Below are 20,244 nucleotides of genomic sequence, written 5' to 3'. Positions count from 1 at the left end.
CACGCAATATGCAAATCAGCAAACTACGACTTGAAAATTATGGTGTTTTTACTGATGCTGAATTCACGTTAGCCACAAAGGATGGTAGCGAGGATGGTTCTAATATTACAGTGTTTATTGGTAATAATGGTTCAGGTAAAACCAGTATTTTAGATGCGATCGCAACAGGTTTGAGTTGGTTTGTAGCAAAGTTGGAAGATAAAGAAGCTAAAGGTAATTTTGCAAACAAATCTAAAATAAATTTATCAGCAAATTACTGTTCTATTTCTTTTGAAAAAAGAAACCTCGAACCTATTATGATGAATACATCTTTTATATCGATGTATCCAGATGATTTATCTTTAGAACTAAAAACTATACGTAATGCTATTAAAGATGATAAGAATCATAATAAATGCGAAGACTCAGATATAATCTCTTTTACCATACCTTTTCGTGGCGCTATAACGCCAATATCAAAATCTAAAAAAAATTTTCCTATTGCCGCCTACTATGGTGCAACTCGCCATACTTATGACTCAACAATCAATAGTGCAATTCAGCCTAATAATAGCCATCAATTTGACATTTTATCCGCCTATAAAGGGGCTTTAGAGGCTAAAACAGATTATGCTGATTTCTTTGCTTGGTTTCGTTATCGGGAAGATGTAGAGAATGAAACGGCTCCTCACACTAGCATTATGAAGTTGCTAGAAAAACACACCGATGTAAACAGTGAAATCTATCAAAGTATGTTGGCTGAGCAGAAAAAACTGCAAGATAAAGCACTAACTGCTGTACGTGAAGCCATTAAAATTTTCTTATCTGATGATAGTTCTGCGATTGAAAATATCTATATTGAGCGTACACCCGATCTTTCCATGAAAGTGGTAAAAGACGGTATACATTTCTCTATTGATCAACTCTCTTATGGTGAAAAGTCGTTGCTAGCAATGATTGGAGATATAGCGCGCCGTTTAACGCTTTTAAATCCAACGTTGAATAATCCTTTAGAAGGCAAAGGTATTATCTTAATTGATGAACCTGATGTGCATTTACATCCCCAATGGCAACGTCGATTAATTACCTTATTGGATAAAACTTTTCCAAATTGCCAATTTGTATTAACCACACACTCACCATTATTAATCAGTGATCATAAAGATATTTTGGTCTATAGCATTGAAAAAGGTCAGGTTGAAGAAGTCTCTTCACTTTATGGGCAAGATATCAATAGCGTACTGTCAGAAATTATGGATACTGACTTTATCAATCAAAAAGTGCAAAGCCAAATCGGCGATATTCTTGATGCGATTCAAAATGCCGATATTGCAACAGCAAAAAATTTATTAGCTGAATTAGAACAAGATGTTTCAACAAATAATATTGAGCTAGTTAAAGCACGATTATTACTAAAGAAAAAGGAAGTTCAGCTTGAGAAGGATCAGCAAAAGAAATGATTATGAACCCGCAAGTTTAACTCAATGGAAAAGGCAAAATAAACATAAAAAATACGCTGATTTAACCTCAGAAATTCGAACAGAAATAAGAGAAGAGTTGCTAGAAGAGCAGTTCTATTTATGTGGTCATTGTTGCCAGCAAATAAAATCAGTTCATGACTGTCACAATGAACATATTGAACCACAACAATTGGCACAAAAAAGAACGCTTGATTTTACTAATCTTATCGCCAGTTGTAATGCTAAGAAACAGTGCGGTGATTCTCATAAACATCACTCTCTTCCACTCACTCCACTTATGGATGAATGTGAGACTGAATTAAAGTTTTCAATTAGTGGTAGAGTTAATGGTGTAACTTCCCGTGCTGAAAAGGCAATTGAAATATTAAATTTAGGCTCTAGCACTCATCCCAATAACTTATTAATCAATAAAAGAAAAAACGCTATTGAGCAAATCCTCTTTATTAATGGAATTAATCCTAGTGAAGGGTTAGAAGATGACGATTTACTTAATGATTTAATTGTAGAGCTAGCAAAGCCTAATGATGATGGAAAACTAGAAAGTTTTTCACCCATTATTATCAATATATTGAAACAGTGGTTAGATTAACGATAAGAATTCTATTAATAAAAACAAAAAAATCCCACAACTTATAAAGTTATGGGATTTATTTTTTATGCTGTTTTTAAACTACGTTTATCCGCAAATATCGTTAAAATTAACGACGGTCGCCTAAAATACGCAGTAACATTAAGAACAGGTTGATGAAATCTAAATAAAGCGTTAATGCACCCATAATTGAGTAACGGCGCATATTTTCTTTATCTTCTTGGTTAATCTCATTACCCATATCTTTTAATTTTTGTGTGTCATAAGCAGTTAAACCTGCAAAAATTAACACACCTGCATAAGAGATAACCATGCTCATCATTGAGCTTTGCATAAAGATATTAACGATAGAAGCGATAATGATACCGATAAGCCCCATAAACAGGAAGCTACCCATACCCGTTAAGCTACGCTTAGTCGTATAACCGTAAATGCTTAATGCGCCGAACATTGCCGCACAAATAAAGAATGTGCTCGCAATTGAAGATGCGGTATAAAGCAGTAATACGCTTGAGATAGTCACGCCCGTTAACACGGAATAGAGCATAAATAATGAGGTTGCCATTGCACCACTCATTTTATGAACCATACCTGATAACACGAAAACTAACCCTAATTGAGCAATGATCAGACCAAAAAAGACGATCTTGCTTGAGAAAATCATTGATAATAATGCTTCGCTTGATGCAACGTAGAGTGCAACAAACGCAGTTAATAACAGACCTACAGTCATCCAACCATAAACCTGAGCCATAAAGGTTTGTAGGCCAGAACCTGTGCGCTGTACGATTGAATCATTTGAACGTGAAAATCGATCCATGATGATTACCCTTTAATCATAGTGATAACGTTAGGTTTAACGATAACGTTTATTTCAGTAAAGAGCCCATTATGGGCTCATTAGAATTTAATTTTATCACACTGATTTTACATTTCCATGAAATAAACTGTATGAAATGTCACCATAAAATAAATTTAGGTAAAGTAATGTAGTGTTTAATTGAGTCTAGTGATTTATTCCCAGCGCTCAGCCGAGTCATAATCACTTTGACGTGCATCAACCCATCTATCTTTATTTTCAGAAAGCCCTTCTTTTTTCCAAAATGGCGCACGTGTTTTTAAGAAATCCATAATAAATTCGGCGGATTCAAAGGCGCTATTACGATGAGAACTGGTTACACCGACAAACACTATCTCTTCACCAATATGCAAAGTTCCTACGCGGTGAATAACACTGACACGCTGTAGAGGCCAGCGAGAGCGGGCTTCGTTTACAATATCTGTCAGTGCTTTTTCAGTCATTCCCGGATAGTGTTCAAGTGTGAGCGTACTCACTTCATCACCGAGATTATGATTGCGAACTTTACCGGTGAAGGTCACAACAGCGCCATCGCTGTCGCACTCTGAAAGCCATTGGTATTCATCACCAACGCTAAAATTTTCGGTTTGTACTGAAATACGAGTTGATGCGCTCATCTTATCCTCCTGTAACAGGTGGGAAAAAGGCGATTTCATCACCATCATTAATAACGTGAGAGCCTTGAACAAAGGATTGGTTTACCGCAGAGAGTAATTTGCCATCTTCTAATGCGAGTGACCAACGCTCACCTTTGGTGATTAATGCTTTACGTAAATCGTCTACTGTGTGGTATTCACAATCTAATTCAAGAGAATCAACGCCAACTAATTCACGGACTTGAGCAAAAAAGAGAACTTTAATCATGCTTCCACCTTAAAGTGACCAGATTTGCCACCTGTTTTTTCTAATAAACGTACAGGCCCAATCACCATATCTTTTTGAACAGCTTTGCACATATCATAAATGGTCAATGCTGCTACTGATGCCGCAGTTAATGCTTCCATTTCAACGCCTGTTTTACCCGTTAAACGACAAACAGATTCAATGCGTACACGGTTAGATTCAGTGAGTGCTTCTAAACGTACTTCAACTTTAGTTAATAACAGCGGATGGCATAACGGGATTAATTCCCATGTTCTTTTTGCTGCTTGAATACCTGCGATTCTTGCCGTCGCAAATACATCACCTTTATGATGTTTGCCTTCGGTGATCATGCTTAATGTTTCTGCTGACATTTCAACAAAGGCTTCAGCACGCGCTTCTCGCACTGTTTCAGCTTTAGCGCTAACATCCACCATGTGAGCTTCACCGGCAGCATTAATATGAGTTAGTTGAGACATGCACAACTCCTGAAATTAACGAAATAACAGAGCGAAAAACTACCCACCAATAACAGATAAGTTCGGTGTAATACCGCTATCGCCTTGATGAAGAAAATGGGTTTCTCGTTTATGAAGAAGACCACCCTGAATACGCTGTTGTAATGCTTCTTGTTGACTATCATCAGCAAGTAAGTCGCGTAGAGGAATACCATTTTCACCAAATAGGCAAAGATGGAGATTACCAATAGCGGAAACGCGTAAACGGTTACAAGTTAAACAAAAGTCTTTTTCATAAGGCATGATAAGACCAATTTCACCTTGATAATCAGGATGGGTAAATACTTGAGCTGGCCCGTCACTACGAGCGCGAGGAATTTGTAACCAACCTTCATTGAGTAAGCGTTGGCGAATAACTTCACCAGATAAATGAAAGCGGTTGAAAATATCACTACCGTCACCAGTTTCCATTAATTCGATAAAGCGCAGTTGGATAGGTCTGTCTTTGATCCAATTAAGAAAATCAGGGAGGTTTTTATCATTCACATTGCGCATTAGCACAACGTTAACTTTTACTTTTTCGAAACCCGCAGTAAATGCAGCATCAATCCCTTCCATCACTTGGCTAAATTTATCTTGCCCAGTAATAGCATGGAATTGACGAGGATCGAGGCTATCAACACTCACATTAATTGCACTTAAACCGGCATCACGCCATTGGGCAACATCTCGAGATAAACGATAGCCATTGGTTGTTACTGCGATTTTTTTGATAGCCGCATTGTCTTTAATGGTTGCGATAATATCAGTAAAGTCACGACGCATTGTAGGCTCGCCACCTGTTAGGCGAATTTTTTCTGTCCCTAATGCGGCAAAAGATTGTGTCAGTCTGCTGATTTCATCTAACGAAAGAAATGATTTATGACCGTTAGGCTTATAACCATTAGGTAGGCAATAAGTACAACGGAAATTACACACGTCTGTAATTGAAAGACGTAAATAGAAAAATTTGCGGGAAAACGCATCAACGAGTTGTTGCATAGTAACACCTTTCCAAATCGGGAGATGCTGGCATTTCTACCTTGCACCCTGGTGACTTGTTTCGTCACGGCCAGAACATCATATCTTGTAAACACACGACTTAGACGTTAAGGCTAGGAGTTAATCTTTACCTGTTTTTCACAGGTTTCTAATACCTATATATTTATTGTGGATTCTACCTGCTAATTTTTCAAAAAGCGAATAATGTTTTCGCTATATAATTTATAATACAACGACTTACGACACTTTAGTCACTCTAATAACATAAGTAAAAACACTTTCATTGATTAAATATTAGGCTATCAAAAGTAAAATTAAACTAGGAATGTGATGAAATCACGTCGTGATCATAGGCTTAAAATTTAATTGTGATAAATTAGCGGCAAATTTTTAAAGATGAGTAGAACAAATATGCGAAATCGCACGCTAAGTGATTTAGATCGTGTTGTTGCCCTTGGTGGTGGTCATGGCCTTGGACGTGTGCTTTCAGCACTCTCCTACTTAGGCTCTCGTCTTACTGGTATTGTTACAACAACAGACAATGGCGGTTCTACTGGCCGTATTCGCCAAGAAGAAGGCGGTATTGCGTGGGGAGATATGCGCAATTGTATTAATCAGTTAATTACTGAGCCTTCTGTTGCTTCTGCGATGTTCGAATACCGTTTTTCTGGTACAGGTGAGCTGGCTGGACATAATTTAGGTAATCTAATGCTTAAAGCCCTAGATAACTTAAGTGTTCGCCCTTTGGAAGCCATTAATCTTATTCGTGGATTATTAAGAGTGAATGCTCACCTTATTCCCATGTCTGAACAAGCCGTTGACCTTATGGCGATAGACGACCAAGGAAATGAGATTTATGGTGAGGTCAATGTTGATATTTTACCTAAGATCCCCCAAAAGCTTGATCTCTACCCTAAAGTACCGACTACTCGAGAAGCCATTGAAGCAATCGAACAAGCAGACTTGATCTTAATTGGTCCGGGTAGCTTTTTTACCAGCTTAATGCCTCTGTTATTACTGCCAGAACTGGCACAAGCATTGCGCCGTAGCAGTGCAACAACGATTTACATTGGTAATTTAGGCAAAGAGCTAAGCCCTGCCGCTGCCAGTATGACGATGTCTGATAAAATCGCCATGATGGAGAACTATATTGGTTTACAAACAATAGATGCAGTGATTATTAGCCCTGAAACTCAATATGAATCGATGAAAGGTCGATTAATTGTACAAGCGCAATTGGAAGCCAAAGATATTCCTTATCGTCACGACCGCCATCTATTAGGTAAAGCTATTGAGTTAACGTTGCAACAGTTAGGGCAACGTAATGCATCAGCTCAAGCCGTTAAATAGAATTTAACTACCTATTTCCATTAAAAAAACCGCATCTGCAATAAACAGCAAGTGCGGTTTTTTTGTTGGTAAAAAGCAATATCGCTATTGGTTTTCAGCGCGTTATTAGCTATTAAGCTGTTTTAATGTAATACGCTGGCTAATCGCTTCTTCAATTTCATCAAGTGTCATTGGTACATCATTTTTCATCAGACCAAGACCCGCCACAGTACGAGAAAACGACATTAAATCTAATGGCGGTAACTCCATGATCCAATTCTCTTCTGTTGCCAGTGTATCTTCAGCATTTAGAATATTTTGTATAACATCCGTAAACGCTTGATGAGAAGATACCCAATCTTGATCACCACTTGCCCAAAACCAACGAGCTGCAATAAAGTTTCTCCACATATCTTCCCAACCATCATAAATTCGACGCAACATTGATGCGCTCATTAATGACCATGTTTGGGCTTCTTGTTGAGTAATATAACCTTGCTGGCAACCTTCTAAACAGAGCTTGTTAAAACGGCAGAGATCCCAAATAAGATATTTCACATTTTGGATATTCATGCGATTTGTGCTCATCATATCGATTTGCCATAAACGCTCATTTTTATCATGTTCAGTTAACTCAGAAAGCAAAATGTCATTTTTTAATGACTGAACATCGTCTTCTTTGCCATCCAAAATTTGGTCACGTAGCTGATAAAAATCATTAGTGTGACCTTGAGTGAGCAACCAAAATAGTTGATAGACTAAATCCCAACGGTCGTTAATTCCCCAACCTGCTGATAATCCACCATCATCTTTACCTTGATCGTATTCGTTATATGCCCACTCATTCATTGCGGCATAAGGTGCTGCAACATATAAACCCCATTCATTGGGCAACAACTGACCTGACGTATTTTCTGCTTCAGATAAAATGGGCTCCTGCCCTGCTGTTGATGGTTTTTGCAACTCACTATCTTGTACAGCAAATCTGCGTAGCCATTTAAAAAGCATAATAAGAAGAATAATACCAAGAATTACCCCTGCAGAGCTGGGAAACCCTGCATAAACATAACCACTCATTCACTGTCCTTAATGTCTTTTTTATCTTTGTAAATAATTGACGCTTTGTTTGTTGTGGTATTTAAACAGTTGAACGCCATTAAGGGAATATCAAACAAGGCAAAAAATGGAAGATAGAAGATAAAAAGGGATAATCCCTGTAAAAATACGGATATCCCTTTATCAATTTGTGAACTTAATTTCTCTGATTAAGAGTTAGCAATAAACTGAGCCCGTAATGCCTGCAACTTATCACGAGTACTCGCCGCTTTCTCAAATTCAAGATCTTTTGCATATTGATACATTTCGGCTTCTAAGCGTTGGATCTCTTTCTCCAATTCAGCCGTTGACAACAACGGATAATTTTCATGAATATCCGCTGCCTTATGCCCTTTCTTATTACGTCCTTGAGAAGGCTGACCAATCTTAAGGATATCGCCCACTTTCTTATTTAACCCTTTAGGCACAATGCCATGCTCAAGGTTAAATTGTTGCTGTTTCTCACGACGGCGTTCTGTTTCACTTATGGCTCTCGCCATTGAATCAGTAATTTTATCGCCATATAAAATCGCTTTACCTTCAAGGTTACGTGCTGCACGACCAATTGTCTGAATCAATGAGCGCTCTGAACGTAAGAAGCCCTCTTTATCAGCGTCTAAAATCGCCACTAAAGAGACTTCAGGCATATCCAAACCTTCTCGAAGTAAGTTGATACCCACTAAGACATCAAACTCACCTAGGCGCAAATCACGAATAATTTCGACACGTTCAACAGTATCAATATCAGAGTGTAAGTAGCGAACACGCTCGCCATGCTCTTCAAGATATTCTGTTAAGTCTTCAGCCATTCGTTTTGTCAGTGTTGTGACCAGTACACGTTCATTTTTTGCCGCACGAATACGAATTTCAGAAAGTAAATCATCAACTTGCGTTCCAACTGGTCGCACTTCGACAATGGGGTCAAGTAAACCTGTCGGTCTTACAACTTGCTCGACAATTTCATCACCTGATTTTTCAAGCTCATATTTACCCGGCGTTGCCGAAACATAAATAGTTTGTGGTGCTAACGCCTCAAACTCTTCAAAACGTAATGGGCGGTTATCAAGTGCAGAAGGTAAACGGAAGCCATATTCAACTAGGGTTTCTTTACGTGAGCGGTCGCCTTTATACATTCCACCAATTTGAGGAATAGTAACGTGTGATTCATCAATCACTAATAAACCGTTAGCAGGAAGATAATCAAACAGGGTTGGTGGTGGCTCACCAGGACCTCTACCTGATAAATAGCGGGAATAGTTTTCGATACCGGAGCAATATCCCAATTCGTTCATCATTTCGAGATCAAATTGAGTACGTTGTGTCACACGTTGCTCTTCTACAAGTTTATCGTTAGCTAAAAGCACTTTGCGTCTATCTGCGAGTTCTTTTTTAATTTCTTCCATCGCTTCAAGAATACGCTCACGCGGGGTGACATAGTGCGTTTTGGGGTAAACAGTAAAACGAGGCACATTGTAGTGAATTTGCCCAGTTAAAGGATCAAACAGTGAAAGACGTTCGACTTCTTCATCAAAGAGCTCAACACGTAATGCATAATCATCAGATTCAGCAGGAAAGATATCAATCACTTCACCACGAACTCGAAATGTACCGCGCTGGAAGGCTTGATCATTGCGTGTATATTGTAAATCAGCGAGGCGACGTAAAATGGCACGTTGGTCGATTATCATGCCGTTAGTCAAATGAAGCATCATTTTTAAATAGCTATCAGGATCACCCAAACCGTAGATAGCAGAAACTGATGACACAACAATAACGTCTTTACGTTCTAGCAAGGCTTTAGTGGCTGATAGACGCATTTGTTCGATATGTTCGTTAACAGAAGCATCTTTTTCAATAAAGGTATCAGAGCTTGGAACATACGCTTCAGGCTGATAATAATCATAATAAGAAACAAAGTATTCCACTGCATTTTCAGGGAAGAATTCTTTCATTTCACTATAAAGCTGTGCTGCCAATGTTTTATTTGGCGCAAGCACCATAGTCGGACGATTTAGATTGGCAATCACATTGGCAATCGTAAAGGTTTTACCTGAACCAGTTACCCCTAAAAGAGTTTGATGAGCAAGACCATCATCTAATCCTTCACAAAGTGAGGTAATAGCGGCAGGTTGGTCGCCACCCGGTTTAAATTCAGAATGCAGTTTAAAATCTTTGCTCATATTTTCTTCTCCTCGCTGACACTCCTTATGATACTGGATAAAAATCCAGCTTCAATCTCTATCTCATAAAATTTGTATGAATAATTAGCATAAGTTATCCCCAGTTTTGGAACTGGGATTTTTTTCAAAAAGCAACCCCCTTTTTTGTGAATTATTCAAAGAGACACACTGACATCATTCGCTCTATTGATTTTATTTAATTAATTGATATATAAGAATTAAAAATAAAAGTTGAGAATAACGCCAATCTTTAGCAATGCCTTGTATTCTCTCTATTCAGAGTATTTTTATAATGGTAATTCACAAGGTTATCCACAGGAATAGTGGATAACTACACAAAGTTGTTATCTCTCGGTAGGTTACGTCTTTTTTTCTACCTTAAAATATCCCTCAAAATTGGCGAAATTTATTTTTTTTATTTTTTTATTGGTATAAAAAATAGACTTTTATAATTTACTTAATAACGACCTATCAACTTAGTTTTAAACAGGAAAGATCGAGGTAAGGAGTAAAATCATGCTCTTTTACTTCATTTAAATAGGGTATTTTGCCTAAGAATGGCGCTTTAATATGCTGTTTTAATGTTGCCAGATACTCTTTCTGATATCGCCCTGCTGGCTCAACCTCATTCGCAACCCAACCCGCCAATGTTAAACCAGACTGAATAATTGCTTGTTGCGTTAATAACGCATGATTAATGCAACCCAATTTAACACCTACAGTCAAAATAACAGGTAGCTTTTCATTGATAACCCAGTCAGAGAAAAATTGGTTTTCTGATAATGGTGTAAACCAGCCACCAGCCCCTTCGACTAAAACCCAATCAGCTTGCTGCTTTAAGTAAGACAACCCTTCTGACATCACATCAAAATCAATAGGCTGATTCATTTCTTGGCTAACAATATGGGGCGATGTAGGCGTTTCAAAACAGTAAGGGTTAACACGCTGATAATCTAATTTTACCGAACTGAATTTTTGCAGTGTCAATGCATCTGAATTACGTAAACCTTCATTTAGCCACTCACTTCCCGAAGCAACAGGTTTATAGCCCGCAGTTTGATATCCTTGATGCGCCGCACATTGTAATAGAGCGCTACTTACCACGGTTTTCCCTACTTCTGTATCTGTACCTGTTAAAAACCATGTCTTAGCCATGTGATATTTTCCCTATAACAATTTGATAGGTAAGTAAATATTTACCTGATTCTGTTTTCCACACATTTTCTAGTGCACGAAATTTCTGTCGTGTCATTAACCCTTTTTGTCGATCACCCTGCACAAAATTAGCACCAACCCCCTTCAAAGAAGCAAAGAGCGCATGTAATGAGTCGTATTGTTCTGTGACAGTTTCAGTAGAAAATTGACAATGAAAACCACGACACGCTTTCTCAATATCGTGAAGCGATAAAAAAGGATTTACATGAGGGTGTTTATCAAGAGATTGCCAAGCATCTCTGACTTCTTGCAGTGTCAATGTAGTGAGTGTTGAGAAATAAAGTGCACCTTTTACATTGACTGTATTCATTAATGTTTTAATAGCACCAGATAAATCCTCACACCATTGCATCGCTAAATTACTAAATACAATGTCCACACTTTGTGGTGCAATCGCGCAATGTTCGATATCACTTTGTAAGTAACCATCAGCTCGCTGTTGTTGTTTTGCCACCTGTAGCATGGAGTGTGACAAATCCAGTGCAATAACAAACTTGCCTTGCTGTTTCCATTTTTGACTGAAATATCCTGTTCCACATCCAGCATCTAACACAATATTGCCACTATCATGACGTGCTAAATCCATTAATTTATTACCACTGTAGCGCTGAATATTAGCGTGATTATCGTAATGAACAGCGGCTTTACCAAAGGTTTGAGCTATACGTTGTTTATCTGTTTTGACTGAAGAAAGCATGAAGCGTCTCGATTAACAGCTTAATATCTGAAAGATGATGGCGAGTGGTTAACGTTATTCGTAAACGTGCACTTTGAGGAGGTACGGTAGGCGGGAAAATTGCTTTTACCCAAAGTCCTTTAGATTGCAGATAATCTGAAAGTGTTTGGCACAATTGTTCATCACCAATAACTAATGGCTGAATAGCGGTTTTTGAAGGTAATAATTTAACCGGAAGTGAAATTACACCTTGGCGGAAGGTATCAATTAATTGTTGAAGATATTCTCGCTCATTATCCGCTTGCTTAATAACATTCAGAGCAGAGTTTAAGGCTATGGCTTGTGCCGGTGGCATTGATGTACTGTAAATAAGATGACGAGCATATTGTTCAAAAAACTCTGCGGTTGGCTTATTACAAAGCACGGCAGCCCCACTAACACCAAACGCTTTACCAAAAGTGACTACCAATATTTCAGGTTTAATTCCTGCATCATCGCAACTGCCTCGCCCTTCTTTACCTAAAACACCAATACCATGTGCATCATCGACCATTAACCATGCATGATGTTTTTTGCTTATTGTTGCTATTTCTCTTAATGGTGCTTTATCTCCATCCATACTAAATACCCCTTCTGTTACCACAAAGGTTTTATTAGCTGATGTTTTATTAAGTCGTTGAGATAAAGAATCAGGAGAGTTATGTAAAAATCGCCATAATGTAGCAGGTGATAATACTGCGGCTTCCATTAGCGAAGCATGACAAAGTTTATCTGCAATAATTGCATCGTCTTTTTCAAGTAATGCCGAAATGACACCTTGATTAGCACTGTAACCGGATGAAAATAACAGTGCATTATCGTAACCTAACCAATCTGCAAGGTGCTGTTCTAATTGCTTATGAGCTTGTGTAAATCCTGTGATATGCCCTGATCCACCGCTACCTACACCATACTCATCAGCACCTTGTTGCCATGCTTTAATAACGTCCGCATGCTGGCTGATGCCTAAATAATCATTGCCTGAAAAATTAAGGTATTTTTCACCTGAAATAGTGATCAAAAAACGCCCATCCGCTTGTTTGATCACTTTGCGTTTTCGCCATAATGGCGTATTTCTACGCGCATTAAGTTGTTCATCTAAATAGGTTTGCCAGCTCATTACAGTGCCGCGTTATAAAATTGTTCTGTGTCTTTATTGGCAACAGCTTGCATCAAAGCTTCTTCTTGCTGATTGTCACCCATAGATACTGCTAGTCGTTCAGGGTTTAAGCCTAATTTACGGAATAACTGGTGATCTTTATCTTCGGTTGGATTCGTTGTCGTTAATAATTTACAACCATAAAAAATAGAATTAGCCCCAGCCATAAAGCAAAATGCTTGCGTTTGCTCACTCATTTGCTCACGCCCTGCCGAAAGACGCACGTAAGAGCGAGGCATCATGATACGGGCAACGGCGATAGTGCGAATAAAATCAAAAGGATCGACATCTTCGTTATCTGCAAGTGGTGTTCCTTTTATCTTGGCAAGCATATTGATCGGCACACTTTCAGGAGGCTGTGGCAAATTCGCTAATTGCACCAACATTGCAGCTCTGTCTTTAACTTCCTCGCCTAACCCTAAAATTCCGCCAGAACACACTTTAATACCGGCATTACGTACTTTATCAAGCGTATCTAAGCGATCTTGATAGGTACGTGTTGTCACAATACTGCCGTAAAATTCAGGTGAGGTATCAAGGTTATGGTTATAAAAATCCAACCCAGCATCTGCTAAGCGGTTGGCTTGTGAATCATCTAATTTGCCAAGTGTCATGCAGGTTTCCATACCCAGCGCTTTAACTTCTTTTACCATTTGCTCAAGGTAAGGCATATCGCGTTCATGAGGATTTTTCCATGCGGCTCCCATACAAAAACGCGTTGAACCTGCTGCTTTAGCTTTTTTCGCAGATTCAATCACTTGCTGCACTTCCATTAAGCGCTCTTTTTCTAATCCCGTTTTATACCGCGCGCTTTGAGCACAATATTTACAATCTTCAGGACAAGCCCCTGTTTTAATGGAAAGCAACGTACTCACTTGGATTTGTGAAGGGTCAAAATGTTGACGATGAACTTGTTGTGCCTGAAAAACCAAATCTAAAAATGGCATATCAAACAGTGCTCTGGCTTCTTTTAGTGTCCAACGTTTTAGTGCGCTCACAATACAATCTCCTTTTTAAAAGTGATTGCCAGTTTAAATAATAGGGTTATCATGTCAACTAAAATTGATCACCATTGGTTTACATGATTAAGTGAAAAATATAATGACACCTGAAGATATCGCTTTCGATTTACGCCACATTTGGCATCCATACACTTCGATGAGTAATCCGTTGCCTGCTTACCCTATCGTCAGTGCAAAAGGCGTTGAATTAGTCTTGGCTGATGGTAGAAAATTGATTGATGGAATGTCTTCATGGTGGGCTGCAATTCATGGATATAATCACCCAGAACTCAATAATGCCGTCACCACACAGCTAAGCAATATGTCTCATGTGATGTTTGGCGGCATTACTCATCCACCAGCAGTATCACTTTGTCGAAAATTATTAGCGATAACACCAGAACCTCTCGAATGCATATTTCTGGCGGATTCTGGTTCAGTTGCCGTTGAAGTCGCGCTGAAAATGGCATTGCAATATTGGCAGGCTAAAGGCGAAAAACGTCAACGTATTGTGGCGTTAAAACAGGGTTATCATGGCGATACCTTTGGTGCTATGTCAGTGTGTGATCCTGATAACTCCATGCACAGTCTGTACAAAGGTTACTTGCCTAATCATCTCTTTGTGGATGCACCAAAAACAGGTTTTTATGAAGAATGGGAGCCGGCTGATATCAACTCATTACGCTCAACGTTAGAGCAACATCGTCAAGAAATTGCTGCCGTTATGCTTGAACCTATTGTTCAAGGTGCGGGCGGAATGCGAATTTATCATCCTGAATATTTAAAACACGCAAGAGCCCTGTGTAATGAATTTGATGTGTTATTAATTGCAGATGAAATAGCCACTGGTTTTGGTCGAACAGGTAAGCTGTTTGCCTGTGAACATGCTGAAATATCGCCAGATATAATGTGTGTAGGTAAAGCATTAACAGGTGGATATATGACTTTATCAGCCACTTTAACTACACGCCATATTGCAGAAACTATCAGCCAAGGTGATGCGGGATGCTTTATGCATGGCCCTACTTATATGGGAAATCCTTTAGCTTGCGCTGTTGCTGATGCCAGTTTATCTCTATTAGCAAAAGGCGATTGGATAAACCAAGTTGCAGAAATTGAAAAACAACTAAAACGTGAGCTATTGCCGTTAAAACAGGCTAAAAGTGTCAAAGATGTACGCGTTTTAGGTGCGATTGGTGTGGTCGAAATGAACGAGCCCGTCAATATGGCAAAATTACAAAAAATCTTTGTGGATGAAGGAGTTTGGATCAGACCTTTTGGCAAACTGATTTATATTATGCCACCATTTATTATGCCACTGGCAAGCCTCACTAAACTCACTCAAGCTATTGAAAAAGTGGTTAATCTCTCATAAACCTTTCATAAAAAATAAACCTCTAGCAAGGCAATATTCTGCTAGAGGTTTACAGTAATTTTTATACTGTGACAGTTATTTCGTCACAACGGTAACCCACATTGCGCCTTTACCTACTGGGTAACAGGCTAATTCAGTTAATGCGCCAGTGTGTTTATCAATACGAGAAACAGAAGCAAAATCTGATTTTTGACCACAAGAAATCAGGTAATTACCTGTGTTATCAAGATTAAAACCACGAGGCTGTGTTTGCGTTGGGTAATAACCCACAGGTTGTAGATAATCGCCCGCCTCTGAAATTGCCATTGCACAAATAAAGCTTTCTGAGCGCTCGCTCGCATAAAGAAAACGGCCATCAGGTGTGATATGAATATCTGACGCCCAACGGGTACTGTTAAATGTTTCAGGGACAATATCAACAGTTTGCATTAAACGATATAAATCCCCCATACGACGATATACATTGATTGTCGCATCTAATTCATTAAGGCAATAAAACACATCCCCATTAGGATGAAATGCCATATGACGAGGGCCTGCGTTTTGTACGGTTGTCAGCTCTTCAGTTCCCGCCTCTGTTAAACGACCGTCTTCTGATAAATTAAATAAACGAATATGATCTTCACCTAAGCAAGGAACAATCAGTTGCTTATTATTCCAATCGATATTAGATGAGTGAGGCTTATTTAATCCTTCAATAATTTGAATAGGCGATTGAGGGACCCCTATCTCATTAATAGGTAAAACAGCCAAATTGCCTTGATGATAGGAAGGAACAAATAAGAAACGCCCTGTTTTATCTAAACACAAATGAACAGGAGTACTTGGAATGGAAGTGATAGCCTTTTGTTCTAATTGACCATCGACAGCAATCGCAAATGTCACCACACTAAAATGAGGACGAATACCTACATAAAGGTATTTTCCATCTGCACTCGCAATCATCGGTTGTACTTGCCCTGCAACCTCAACAACCTGCAATAAATCCATTTCACCTTCGGTGTTTAATGCATAAACATGGATTTGCTGACTCTCTGGACTTGCTACGTAGACTACCTGTTTCATCCCTTCTCCTTAAAACAGATTACCCATTGATTTATAAAGAATAATAGAACAACTAACGATAACCTGTCACGATTAAGCTAGTTTATCTTTTATTGGTTAACGTGTACCATCAACGACATTGCATCTTAATACTATCAAGGGGCTTATTTATGTCATATCGCGTTATTGCTTTGGATCTTGATGGCACACTGCTTGATGACCAAAAACGTATCCTGCCAGAATCTTTAGAAGCACTCAATCTTGCAAGAAAAGCAGGTGTTAAAGTCTTAATTGTAACAGGTCGTCATCATGTTGCTATTCATCCATTCTATCAAGCACTCGATCTTGATACCCCTGCGATTTGCTGTAATGGGACTTACCTTTATGACTATATTGGTAAAAAGGTACTGGAATCCGATCCATTAACTACCCAAGAAACCAGCGCAGTATTAGATCTCGTTAAACAAACAGATGTACATCACTTAGTTTATGCTGATGATGCAATGATGTATGACCAACTATCAGCCCCAGTACAACGTACTTTAAAATGGTCAGAAACATTGCCTACCGCACAGCGTCCAAATTTAATCAAAGTCGATGATTTTTATAAAGCTATGCATGATGTTAATGCCATTTGGAAAATTGCGACAACAACGCCTGATCATGATGAATTACGCGCTTTAGTTGAAAAAATTGAGCTGCAAGTCGGTTTAGAATGCGAATGGTCTTGGGTTGATCAAGTCGATATCGCTAAAAAAGGCAACAGTAAAGGCCGCCGTTTACAACGCTGGGTTGAAGCGAATGGCATGAATATGAGTGATGTTATTGCTTTTGGTGATAACTTTAATGACCTTAGCATGTTAGAACATGTGGGCTTAGGTGTTGCAATGGGTAATGCTTCAGATGAAGTGAAAGCTCGCGCTAAAATGGTCACAAAGGTGAATTCACAGCCGGGTATTGCTGAGACTATTCATAAATATATTCTGTCTTAGTCCTATTTTCACCTTTCCCAAAAGACAAAACCTCATCAAAGATGAGGTTTTTTTATCAACAAAGGCAACTAATAAATCAAAGATGACGACTTAGCGAAATACTCTTTATTTGCGCATAAAGCCACTGCCCTTCTTGAATATTCAATTCATCTTTTGCCCAAGGCGTGATCCTCGCCCATAAATAATTACCATCATTGACAAGTTTCACATCAACTTGGCCATCATTTTTAATGGTTTCAACCACTTTCATATGCAAAATATTACGAATACTGCTATTTGATGGACGAGTCGTTGTTAATGACACATCAGAAGCATCAATACGGACACGCACATCACGACCAATTTTAGTCTCGATTTGAGGCAACCACAGTACTTGGTTACCAAAAGCTGTTGCTGTCATATCGTAATGGCTATGATGTTCTACCACCATCACATTCGCGATACTGCTGAGTGTCTCTTTTTGTAACCACGGGCGTAGTGCACTACTTGCCCATACATCTTCCAGCTTGCCTGTCGCCTTAATTTTTCCTGCATCCATCACAATGACGTTATCTGCAAGTCGAATAATTTCATCAAGACTATGGCTCACATACAAAATAGGAATTTGTACATCTTGTGAGAGCTTTTCTAAATACGGCAGTAATTCACGTTTGCGCGGTAAATCAAGCGATGCTAAAGGCTCATCCATTAGCATAATATCAGGTGCGGTTAACAACGCTCGCCCTATGGCAACACGCTGTTTTTCACCGCCCGATAAGGTGATCGGAAAACGAGAGAGTAAATGACCAATCCCTAACAAATGAATAATGCGATCAAACTGTACTTTCATTGTCGGCGACATACCGTAAAGCAGATTTCCTTTTACGGTGTAATGCGGAAACAGTCGCGCATCTTGGAATACATAACCCACTTTACGTTTTTCAGGTGGTAGATAAATTTTCTTTTCAGTATCAACCAGTGTGTGATTATTTAATACAATCCGTCCTGAATCTGGCTTGGTTAAACCGCCAATCACATTAATCAGTGAAGTTTTGCCCGCTCCGGATAAACCAAAGACGGCGGTAATACTTTCTGTTGGTAGTTCAGTATTGACTTCCAGACGCAGTGATCCTAGCGTCTGTTTAAAATTCATCTCTAGCATACGCCCCCCAATCTTTTACGACCCCAACGAGTTAGCCACTCTGAAGCCATTAAAGAGACGAGCGCCAAAATAATTGCAATAACACATAAACGGGCGGCATCCATTTCCGCTCCCGGTGTTTCTATTAAGGTATACATTGCCAGAGGAATAGTTCTTGTTTCCCCCGGAATATTGGAGACGAAAGTGATTGTTGCGCCAAATTCTCCCAATGAGCGCGCAAATGCCAACACAATTCCTGCGATGATCCCTGGCATAGACAAAGGTAACGTTATGGTAAAAAAGACGCGTATCGGTGAAGCCCCTAAGGTTCTCGCCGCTTGTTCCATACGTTGATCGACAGCTTCTAATGCTAATCTGATAGCTCTTACCATCAGTGGAAATGCAACGACTGCGGATGCAAGTGCTGCGCCTCGCCAACTAAAGGTAAAGCTAAAACCAAACCAGTCATATAACCATTCACCAATAAATCCACGTCTTCCCATACTGATCAGTAAAAGATAACCGACCACAACAGGAGGTAGAACTAAAGGTAAATGAATAATGCTATCAAGCAATGATTTACCGGGAAAACGTACCCTAACTAAAAGCCAAGCCATAAAAATACCAAAAGGTAGACTGATAATAACTGCAACAGTCGATACCTTAAGGCTTAGTATGATGGCTTGCCATTCGTATTCACTTAACATCTCCAAAAGTATAATTCCTACAGTGGGCTAAAGCCGTATTTCTTAAAGATTTCTGCGGCTTGAGGTGTTTTCAGATAGTCATAAAAATCACGAACTGCTTTATTGTCCTGACCTTTTACAACTGCCATTGGATACTCAACAGGTTTGTGGCTATCAGCTGGGAATACGCCGACCACTTTCACTTTATCACTCGCAACCGCGTCAGAACCGTATACGATACCTAATGGTGCTTCATCACGTTCAACCAGCGCCATACCGCTACGCACGTTATTAGTACGCGCCATATCTGGGCTTACTGTATCCCATGCACCTAAATATTCTAATGATTCTTTTGCATAGATACCAACAGGCACATGGTCAGGATCGCCAACGGCTAGTTTTCCGCCATTAAGTAAGGATTTCCATTTGGTTTCCTTATTAATAACAACGTCATTTAATTTACTATCTTTAGGGGCAATGAGTACTAAATCATTACCTAATAGTGTATGACGTGAATCTGCAACCATTAAATTTTTATCGATTGCGTAGTCCATCCACTGCTGATCTGCTGAAATAAACAGATTTGCAGGTGCGCCTTGTTCAATTTGGCGAGCCAGCGTTGAAGAAGATGCATAAGATGCAACAACTTCAGTTTGCTTTTCTTGCTTATATTGTGCCGAAATTTCATTAAGAGCATTGGTAAGAGAAGCGGCAGCAAATACCGTTACTTTTTCCGATGCAAAACTTTGGCTTACTAAAGCAAAAGAGATAACTGCGCCAGCAAGTAACTTGCCTGATAATTTTTTCATGTTCTAATTCCACTTAAATTAAAGGATGACACGCTGTATATACCAAGATACAGCGTAAAATGAAAGGATTAGATGTTAGAAACTGGTTATATATCAATAAATATAACCATTAAAAAGAAACAGAAAATGAAGATAGATAAACTTATATACTCTAAATAATTCAAGTCACAGCTAGGCGACAAGTGAATGAGTTGCTAGGAGCATATAACCTGTGACCAAAAATAAAATTTATTAATCAATCCATAACAAGTCGATA

The 20,244-nt window shown here is 39.0% G+C and carries 20 protein-coding genes and 1 riboswitch; of the genes, 5 read left to right on the top strand and 15 right to left on the bottom strand.

What is annotated here, in order from left to right; genetic code table 11:
- Positions 1-8: 8 nt before the first annotated feature.
- Together ABN236_RS00740 and ABN236_RS00735 are read left to right on the top strand one after the other, a co-directional pair.
- A complete protein-coding gene (locus tag ABN236_RS00740) occupies positions 9-1,439 on the top strand; it encodes an AAA family ATPase (protein ID WP_088493375.1) in 1,431 nt (476 codons plus the stop codon).
- Positions 1,414-2,049: a retron system putative HNH endonuclease gene (locus ABN236_RS00735; RefSeq protein WP_349473161.1), complete on the top strand. Its 636-nt coding sequence runs from the start codon at positions 1,414-1,416 to the stop codon at positions 2,047-2,049. Before ABN236_RS00740 ends, ABN236_RS00735 begins: the two co-directional genes overlap by 26 nt.
- A 109-nt stretch (positions 2,050-2,158) precedes the next feature.
- On the opposite strand, the gene ABN236_RS00730 is transcribed toward ABN236_RS00735, so the two are convergent.
- From ABN236_RS00730 to moaA, 5 genes are all read right to left on the bottom strand, one after another.
- A complete protein-coding gene (locus tag ABN236_RS00730) occupies positions 2,159-2,869 on the bottom strand; it encodes a Bax inhibitor-1/YccA family protein (protein ID WP_109398111.1) in 711 nt (236 codons plus the stop codon).
- A 194-nt stretch (positions 2,870-3,063) separates the two neighbouring features.
- Positions 3,064-3,525 carry a molybdopterin synthase catalytic subunit MoaE gene (gene moaE / locus ABN236_RS00725; protein ID WP_349473160.1) on the bottom strand — a complete coding sequence of 154 codons (462 nt, stop codon included), beginning with the start codon at positions 3,523-3,525 and terminating at the stop codon, positions 3,064-3,066.
- Position 3,526: 1 nt separating this feature from the next.
- Positions 3,527-3,772 (bottom strand): molybdopterin synthase sulfur carrier subunit, encoded by a 246-nt coding sequence (gene moaD, locus ABN236_RS00720; RefSeq protein WP_023581222.1) that lies wholly within the window; start codon positions 3,770-3,772, stop codon positions 3,527-3,529.
- Positions 3,769-4,248, bottom strand: coding sequence for a cyclic pyranopterin monophosphate synthase MoaC (gene moaC, locus ABN236_RS00715; protein ID WP_072062889.1), 480 nt, complete (start codon positions 4,246-4,248; stop codon positions 3,769-3,771). Before moaC ends, moaD begins: the two co-directional genes overlap by 4 nt.
- Positions 4,249-4,287: 39 nt before the next feature.
- On the bottom strand, positions 4,288-5,268 hold the full coding sequence (moaA, locus tag ABN236_RS00710; RefSeq protein WP_088493379.1) for a GTP 3',8-cyclase MoaA: 981 nt from the start codon (positions 5,266-5,268) through the stop codon (positions 4,288-4,290).
- A riboswitch (molybdenum cofactor riboswitch) is annotated at positions 5,258-5,400 on the bottom strand. It overlaps the preceding gene by 11 nt.
- Positions 5,401-5,679: 279 nt before the next feature.
- Between moaA and yvcK the strand changes: the two genes are divergently transcribed.
- On the top strand, positions 5,680-6,618 hold the full coding sequence (yvcK, locus tag ABN236_RS00705; protein WP_088493380.1) for a uridine diphosphate-N-acetylglucosamine-binding protein YvcK: 939 nt from the start codon (positions 5,680-5,682) through the stop codon (positions 6,616-6,618).
- 105 nt (positions 6,619-6,723) lie between these two features.
- On the opposite strand, the gene ABN236_RS00700 is transcribed toward yvcK, so the two are convergent.
- The 6 genes from ABN236_RS00700 to bioB all read right to left on the bottom strand — a co-directional run bounded on the left by ABN236_RS00700 (position 6,724) and on the right by bioB (position 13,959).
- The gene (locus tag ABN236_RS00700; RefSeq protein ID WP_349473159.1) at positions 6,724-7,674 is read right to left on the bottom strand and encodes a DUF1266 domain-containing protein; all 951 of its coding nucleotides are present in this window, start codon (positions 7,672-7,674) and stop codon (positions 6,724-6,726) included.
- Between the two features lie 188 nt (positions 7,675-7,862).
- Entirely contained in the window at positions 7,863-9,872 is a 2,010-nt protein-coding gene (gene uvrB / locus ABN236_RS00695) for an excinuclease ABC subunit UvrB (RefSeq protein WP_088493382.1), read from the bottom strand.
- 471 nt (positions 9,873-10,343) lie between these two features.
- Positions 10,344-11,027: a dethiobiotin synthase gene (bioD, locus tag ABN236_RS00690; protein ID WP_088493383.1), complete on the bottom strand. Its 684-nt coding sequence runs from the start codon at positions 11,025-11,027 to the stop codon at positions 10,344-10,346.
- The gene (gene bioC, locus ABN236_RS00685; protein WP_318619603.1) at positions 11,020-11,784 is read right to left on the bottom strand and encodes a malonyl-ACP O-methyltransferase BioC; all 765 of its coding nucleotides are present in this window, start codon (positions 11,782-11,784) and stop codon (positions 11,020-11,022) included. The genes bioD and bioC overlap by 8 nt, the downstream gene beginning before the upstream one ends.
- Complete coding sequence (bioF, locus tag ABN236_RS00680; RefSeq protein ID WP_349473158.1) at positions 11,759-12,922, bottom strand: 8-amino-7-oxononanoate synthase; 1,164 nt, start codon at positions 12,920-12,922, stop codon at positions 11,759-11,761. Before bioF ends, bioC begins: the two co-directional genes overlap by 26 nt.
- Complete coding sequence (gene bioB, locus ABN236_RS00675; protein ID WP_036912109.1) at positions 12,922-13,959, bottom strand: biotin synthase BioB; 1,038 nt, start codon at positions 13,957-13,959, stop codon at positions 12,922-12,924. The genes bioF and bioB overlap by 1 nt, the downstream gene beginning before the upstream one ends.
- Before the next feature lie 103 nt (positions 13,960-14,062).
- Here bioB and bioA point away from each other — a divergent pair, with 103 nt between their 5' ends.
- On the top strand, positions 14,063-15,337 hold the full coding sequence (gene bioA, locus ABN236_RS00670) for an adenosylmethionine--8-amino-7-oxononanoate transaminase (RefSeq protein ID WP_349473157.1): 1,275 nt from the start codon (positions 14,063-14,065) through the stop codon (positions 15,335-15,337).
- A gap of 75 nt (positions 15,338-15,412) precedes the next feature.
- Here bioA and pgl read toward each other — a convergent pair whose 3' ends face one another.
- Positions 15,413-16,402, bottom strand: coding sequence for a 6-phosphogluconolactonase (gene pgl, locus ABN236_RS00665; RefSeq protein WP_349473156.1), 990 nt, complete (start codon positions 16,400-16,402; stop codon positions 15,413-15,415).
- A 149-nt stretch (positions 16,403-16,551) separates the two neighbouring features.
- Here pgl and ABN236_RS00660 point away from each other — a divergent pair, with 149 nt between their 5' ends.
- Entirely contained in the window at positions 16,552-17,373 is an 822-nt protein-coding gene (locus ABN236_RS00660; RefSeq protein ID WP_349473155.1) for a pyridoxal phosphatase, read from the top strand.
- 76 nt (positions 17,374-17,449) lie between these two features.
- On the opposite strand, the gene modC is transcribed toward ABN236_RS00660, so the two are convergent.
- Genes modC through modA form a run of 3 tightly spaced genes read right to left on the bottom strand, consistent with a single transcriptional unit; the run spans position 17,450 to position 19,988 of the window.
- The gene (gene modC / locus ABN236_RS00655) at positions 17,450-18,514 is read right to left on the bottom strand and encodes a molybdenum ABC transporter ATP-binding protein ModC (RefSeq protein ID WP_088493389.1); all 1,065 of its coding nucleotides are present in this window, start codon (positions 18,512-18,514) and stop codon (positions 17,450-17,452) included.
- Positions 18,508-19,200, bottom strand: coding sequence for a molybdate ABC transporter permease subunit (gene modB, locus ABN236_RS00650; RefSeq protein ID WP_036938363.1), 693 nt, complete (start codon positions 19,198-19,200; stop codon positions 18,508-18,510). Before modB ends, modC begins: the two co-directional genes overlap by 7 nt.
- Positions 19,201-19,217: 17 nt before the next feature.
- Entirely contained in the window at positions 19,218-19,988 is a 771-nt protein-coding gene (gene modA, locus ABN236_RS00645; RefSeq protein WP_075672737.1) for a molybdate ABC transporter substrate-binding protein, read from the bottom strand.
- Between the last annotated feature and the right edge of the window lie 256 nt (positions 19,989-20,244).

It is taken from the genome of Proteus sp. fly-1013, assembly GCF_040140245.1.
GTDB classification, from domain to species: Bacteria; Pseudomonadota; Gammaproteobacteria; order Enterobacterales; family Enterobacteriaceae; genus Proteus; species Proteus mirabilis_B.
This window is presented reverse-complemented; position numbering and strand designations above follow the sequence as displayed.

Coding starts and splice junctions, on each gene's coding strand:
- ABN236_RS00740 (WP_088493375.1), top strand. CDS start 9: ATGCAAATCAGCAAACTACGACTTGAAAATTATGGTGTTTTTACTGAT.
- ABN236_RS00730 (WP_109398111.1), bottom strand. CDS start 2,869: ATGGATCGATTTTCACGTTCAAATGATTCAATCGTACAGCGCACAGGT.
- moaE (WP_349473160.1), bottom strand. CDS start 3,525: ATGAGCGCATCAACTCGTATTTCAGTACAAACCGAAAATTTTAGCGTT.
- moaD (WP_023581222.1), bottom strand. CDS start 3,772: ATGATTAAAGTTCTCTTTTTTGCTCAAGTCCGTGAATTAGTTGGCGTT.
- moaC (WP_072062889.1), bottom strand. CDS start 4,248: ATGTCTCAACTAACTCATATTAATGCTGCCGGTGAAGCTCACATGGTG.
- moaA (WP_088493379.1), bottom strand. CDS start 5,268: ATGCAACAACTCGTTGATGCGTTTTCCCGCAAATTTTTCTATTTACGT.
- yvcK (WP_088493380.1), top strand. CDS start 5,680: ATGCGAAATCGCACGCTAAGTGATTTAGATCGTGTTGTTGCCCTTGGT.
- ABN236_RS00700 (WP_349473159.1), bottom strand. CDS start 7,674: ATGAGTGGTTATGTTTATGCAGGGTTTCCCAGCTCTGCAGGGGTAATT.
- uvrB (WP_088493382.1), bottom strand. CDS start 9,872: ATGAGCAAAGATTTTAAACTGCATTCTGAATTTAAACCGGGTGGCGAC.
- bioD (WP_088493383.1), bottom strand. CDS start 11,027: ATGGCTAAGACATGGTTTTTAACAGGTACAGATACAGAAGTAGGGAAA.
- bioC (WP_318619603.1), bottom strand. CDS start 11,784: ATGCTTTCTTCAGTCAAAACAGATAAACAACGTATAGCTCAAACCTTT.
- bioF (WP_349473158.1), bottom strand. CDS start 12,922: ATGAGCTGGCAAACCTATTTAGATGAACAACTTAATGCGCGTAGAAAT.
- bioA (WP_349473157.1), top strand. CDS start 14,063: ATGACACCTGAAGATATCGCTTTCGATTTACGCCACATTTGGCATCCA.
- pgl (WP_349473156.1), bottom strand. CDS start 16,402: ATGAAACAGGTAGTCTACGTAGCAAGTCCAGAGAGTCAGCAAATCCAT.
- ABN236_RS00660 (WP_349473155.1), top strand. CDS start 16,552: ATGTCATATCGCGTTATTGCTTTGGATCTTGATGGCACACTGCTTGAT.
- modC (WP_088493389.1), bottom strand. CDS start 18,514: ATGCTAGAGATGAATTTTAAACAGACGCTAGGATCACTGCGTCTGGAA.
- modB (WP_036938363.1), bottom strand. CDS start 19,200: ATGTTAAGTGAATACGAATGGCAAGCCATCATACTAAGCCTTAAGGTA.
- modA (WP_075672737.1), bottom strand. CDS start 19,988: ATGAAAAAATTATCAGGCAAGTTACTTGCTGGCGCAGTTATCTCTTTT.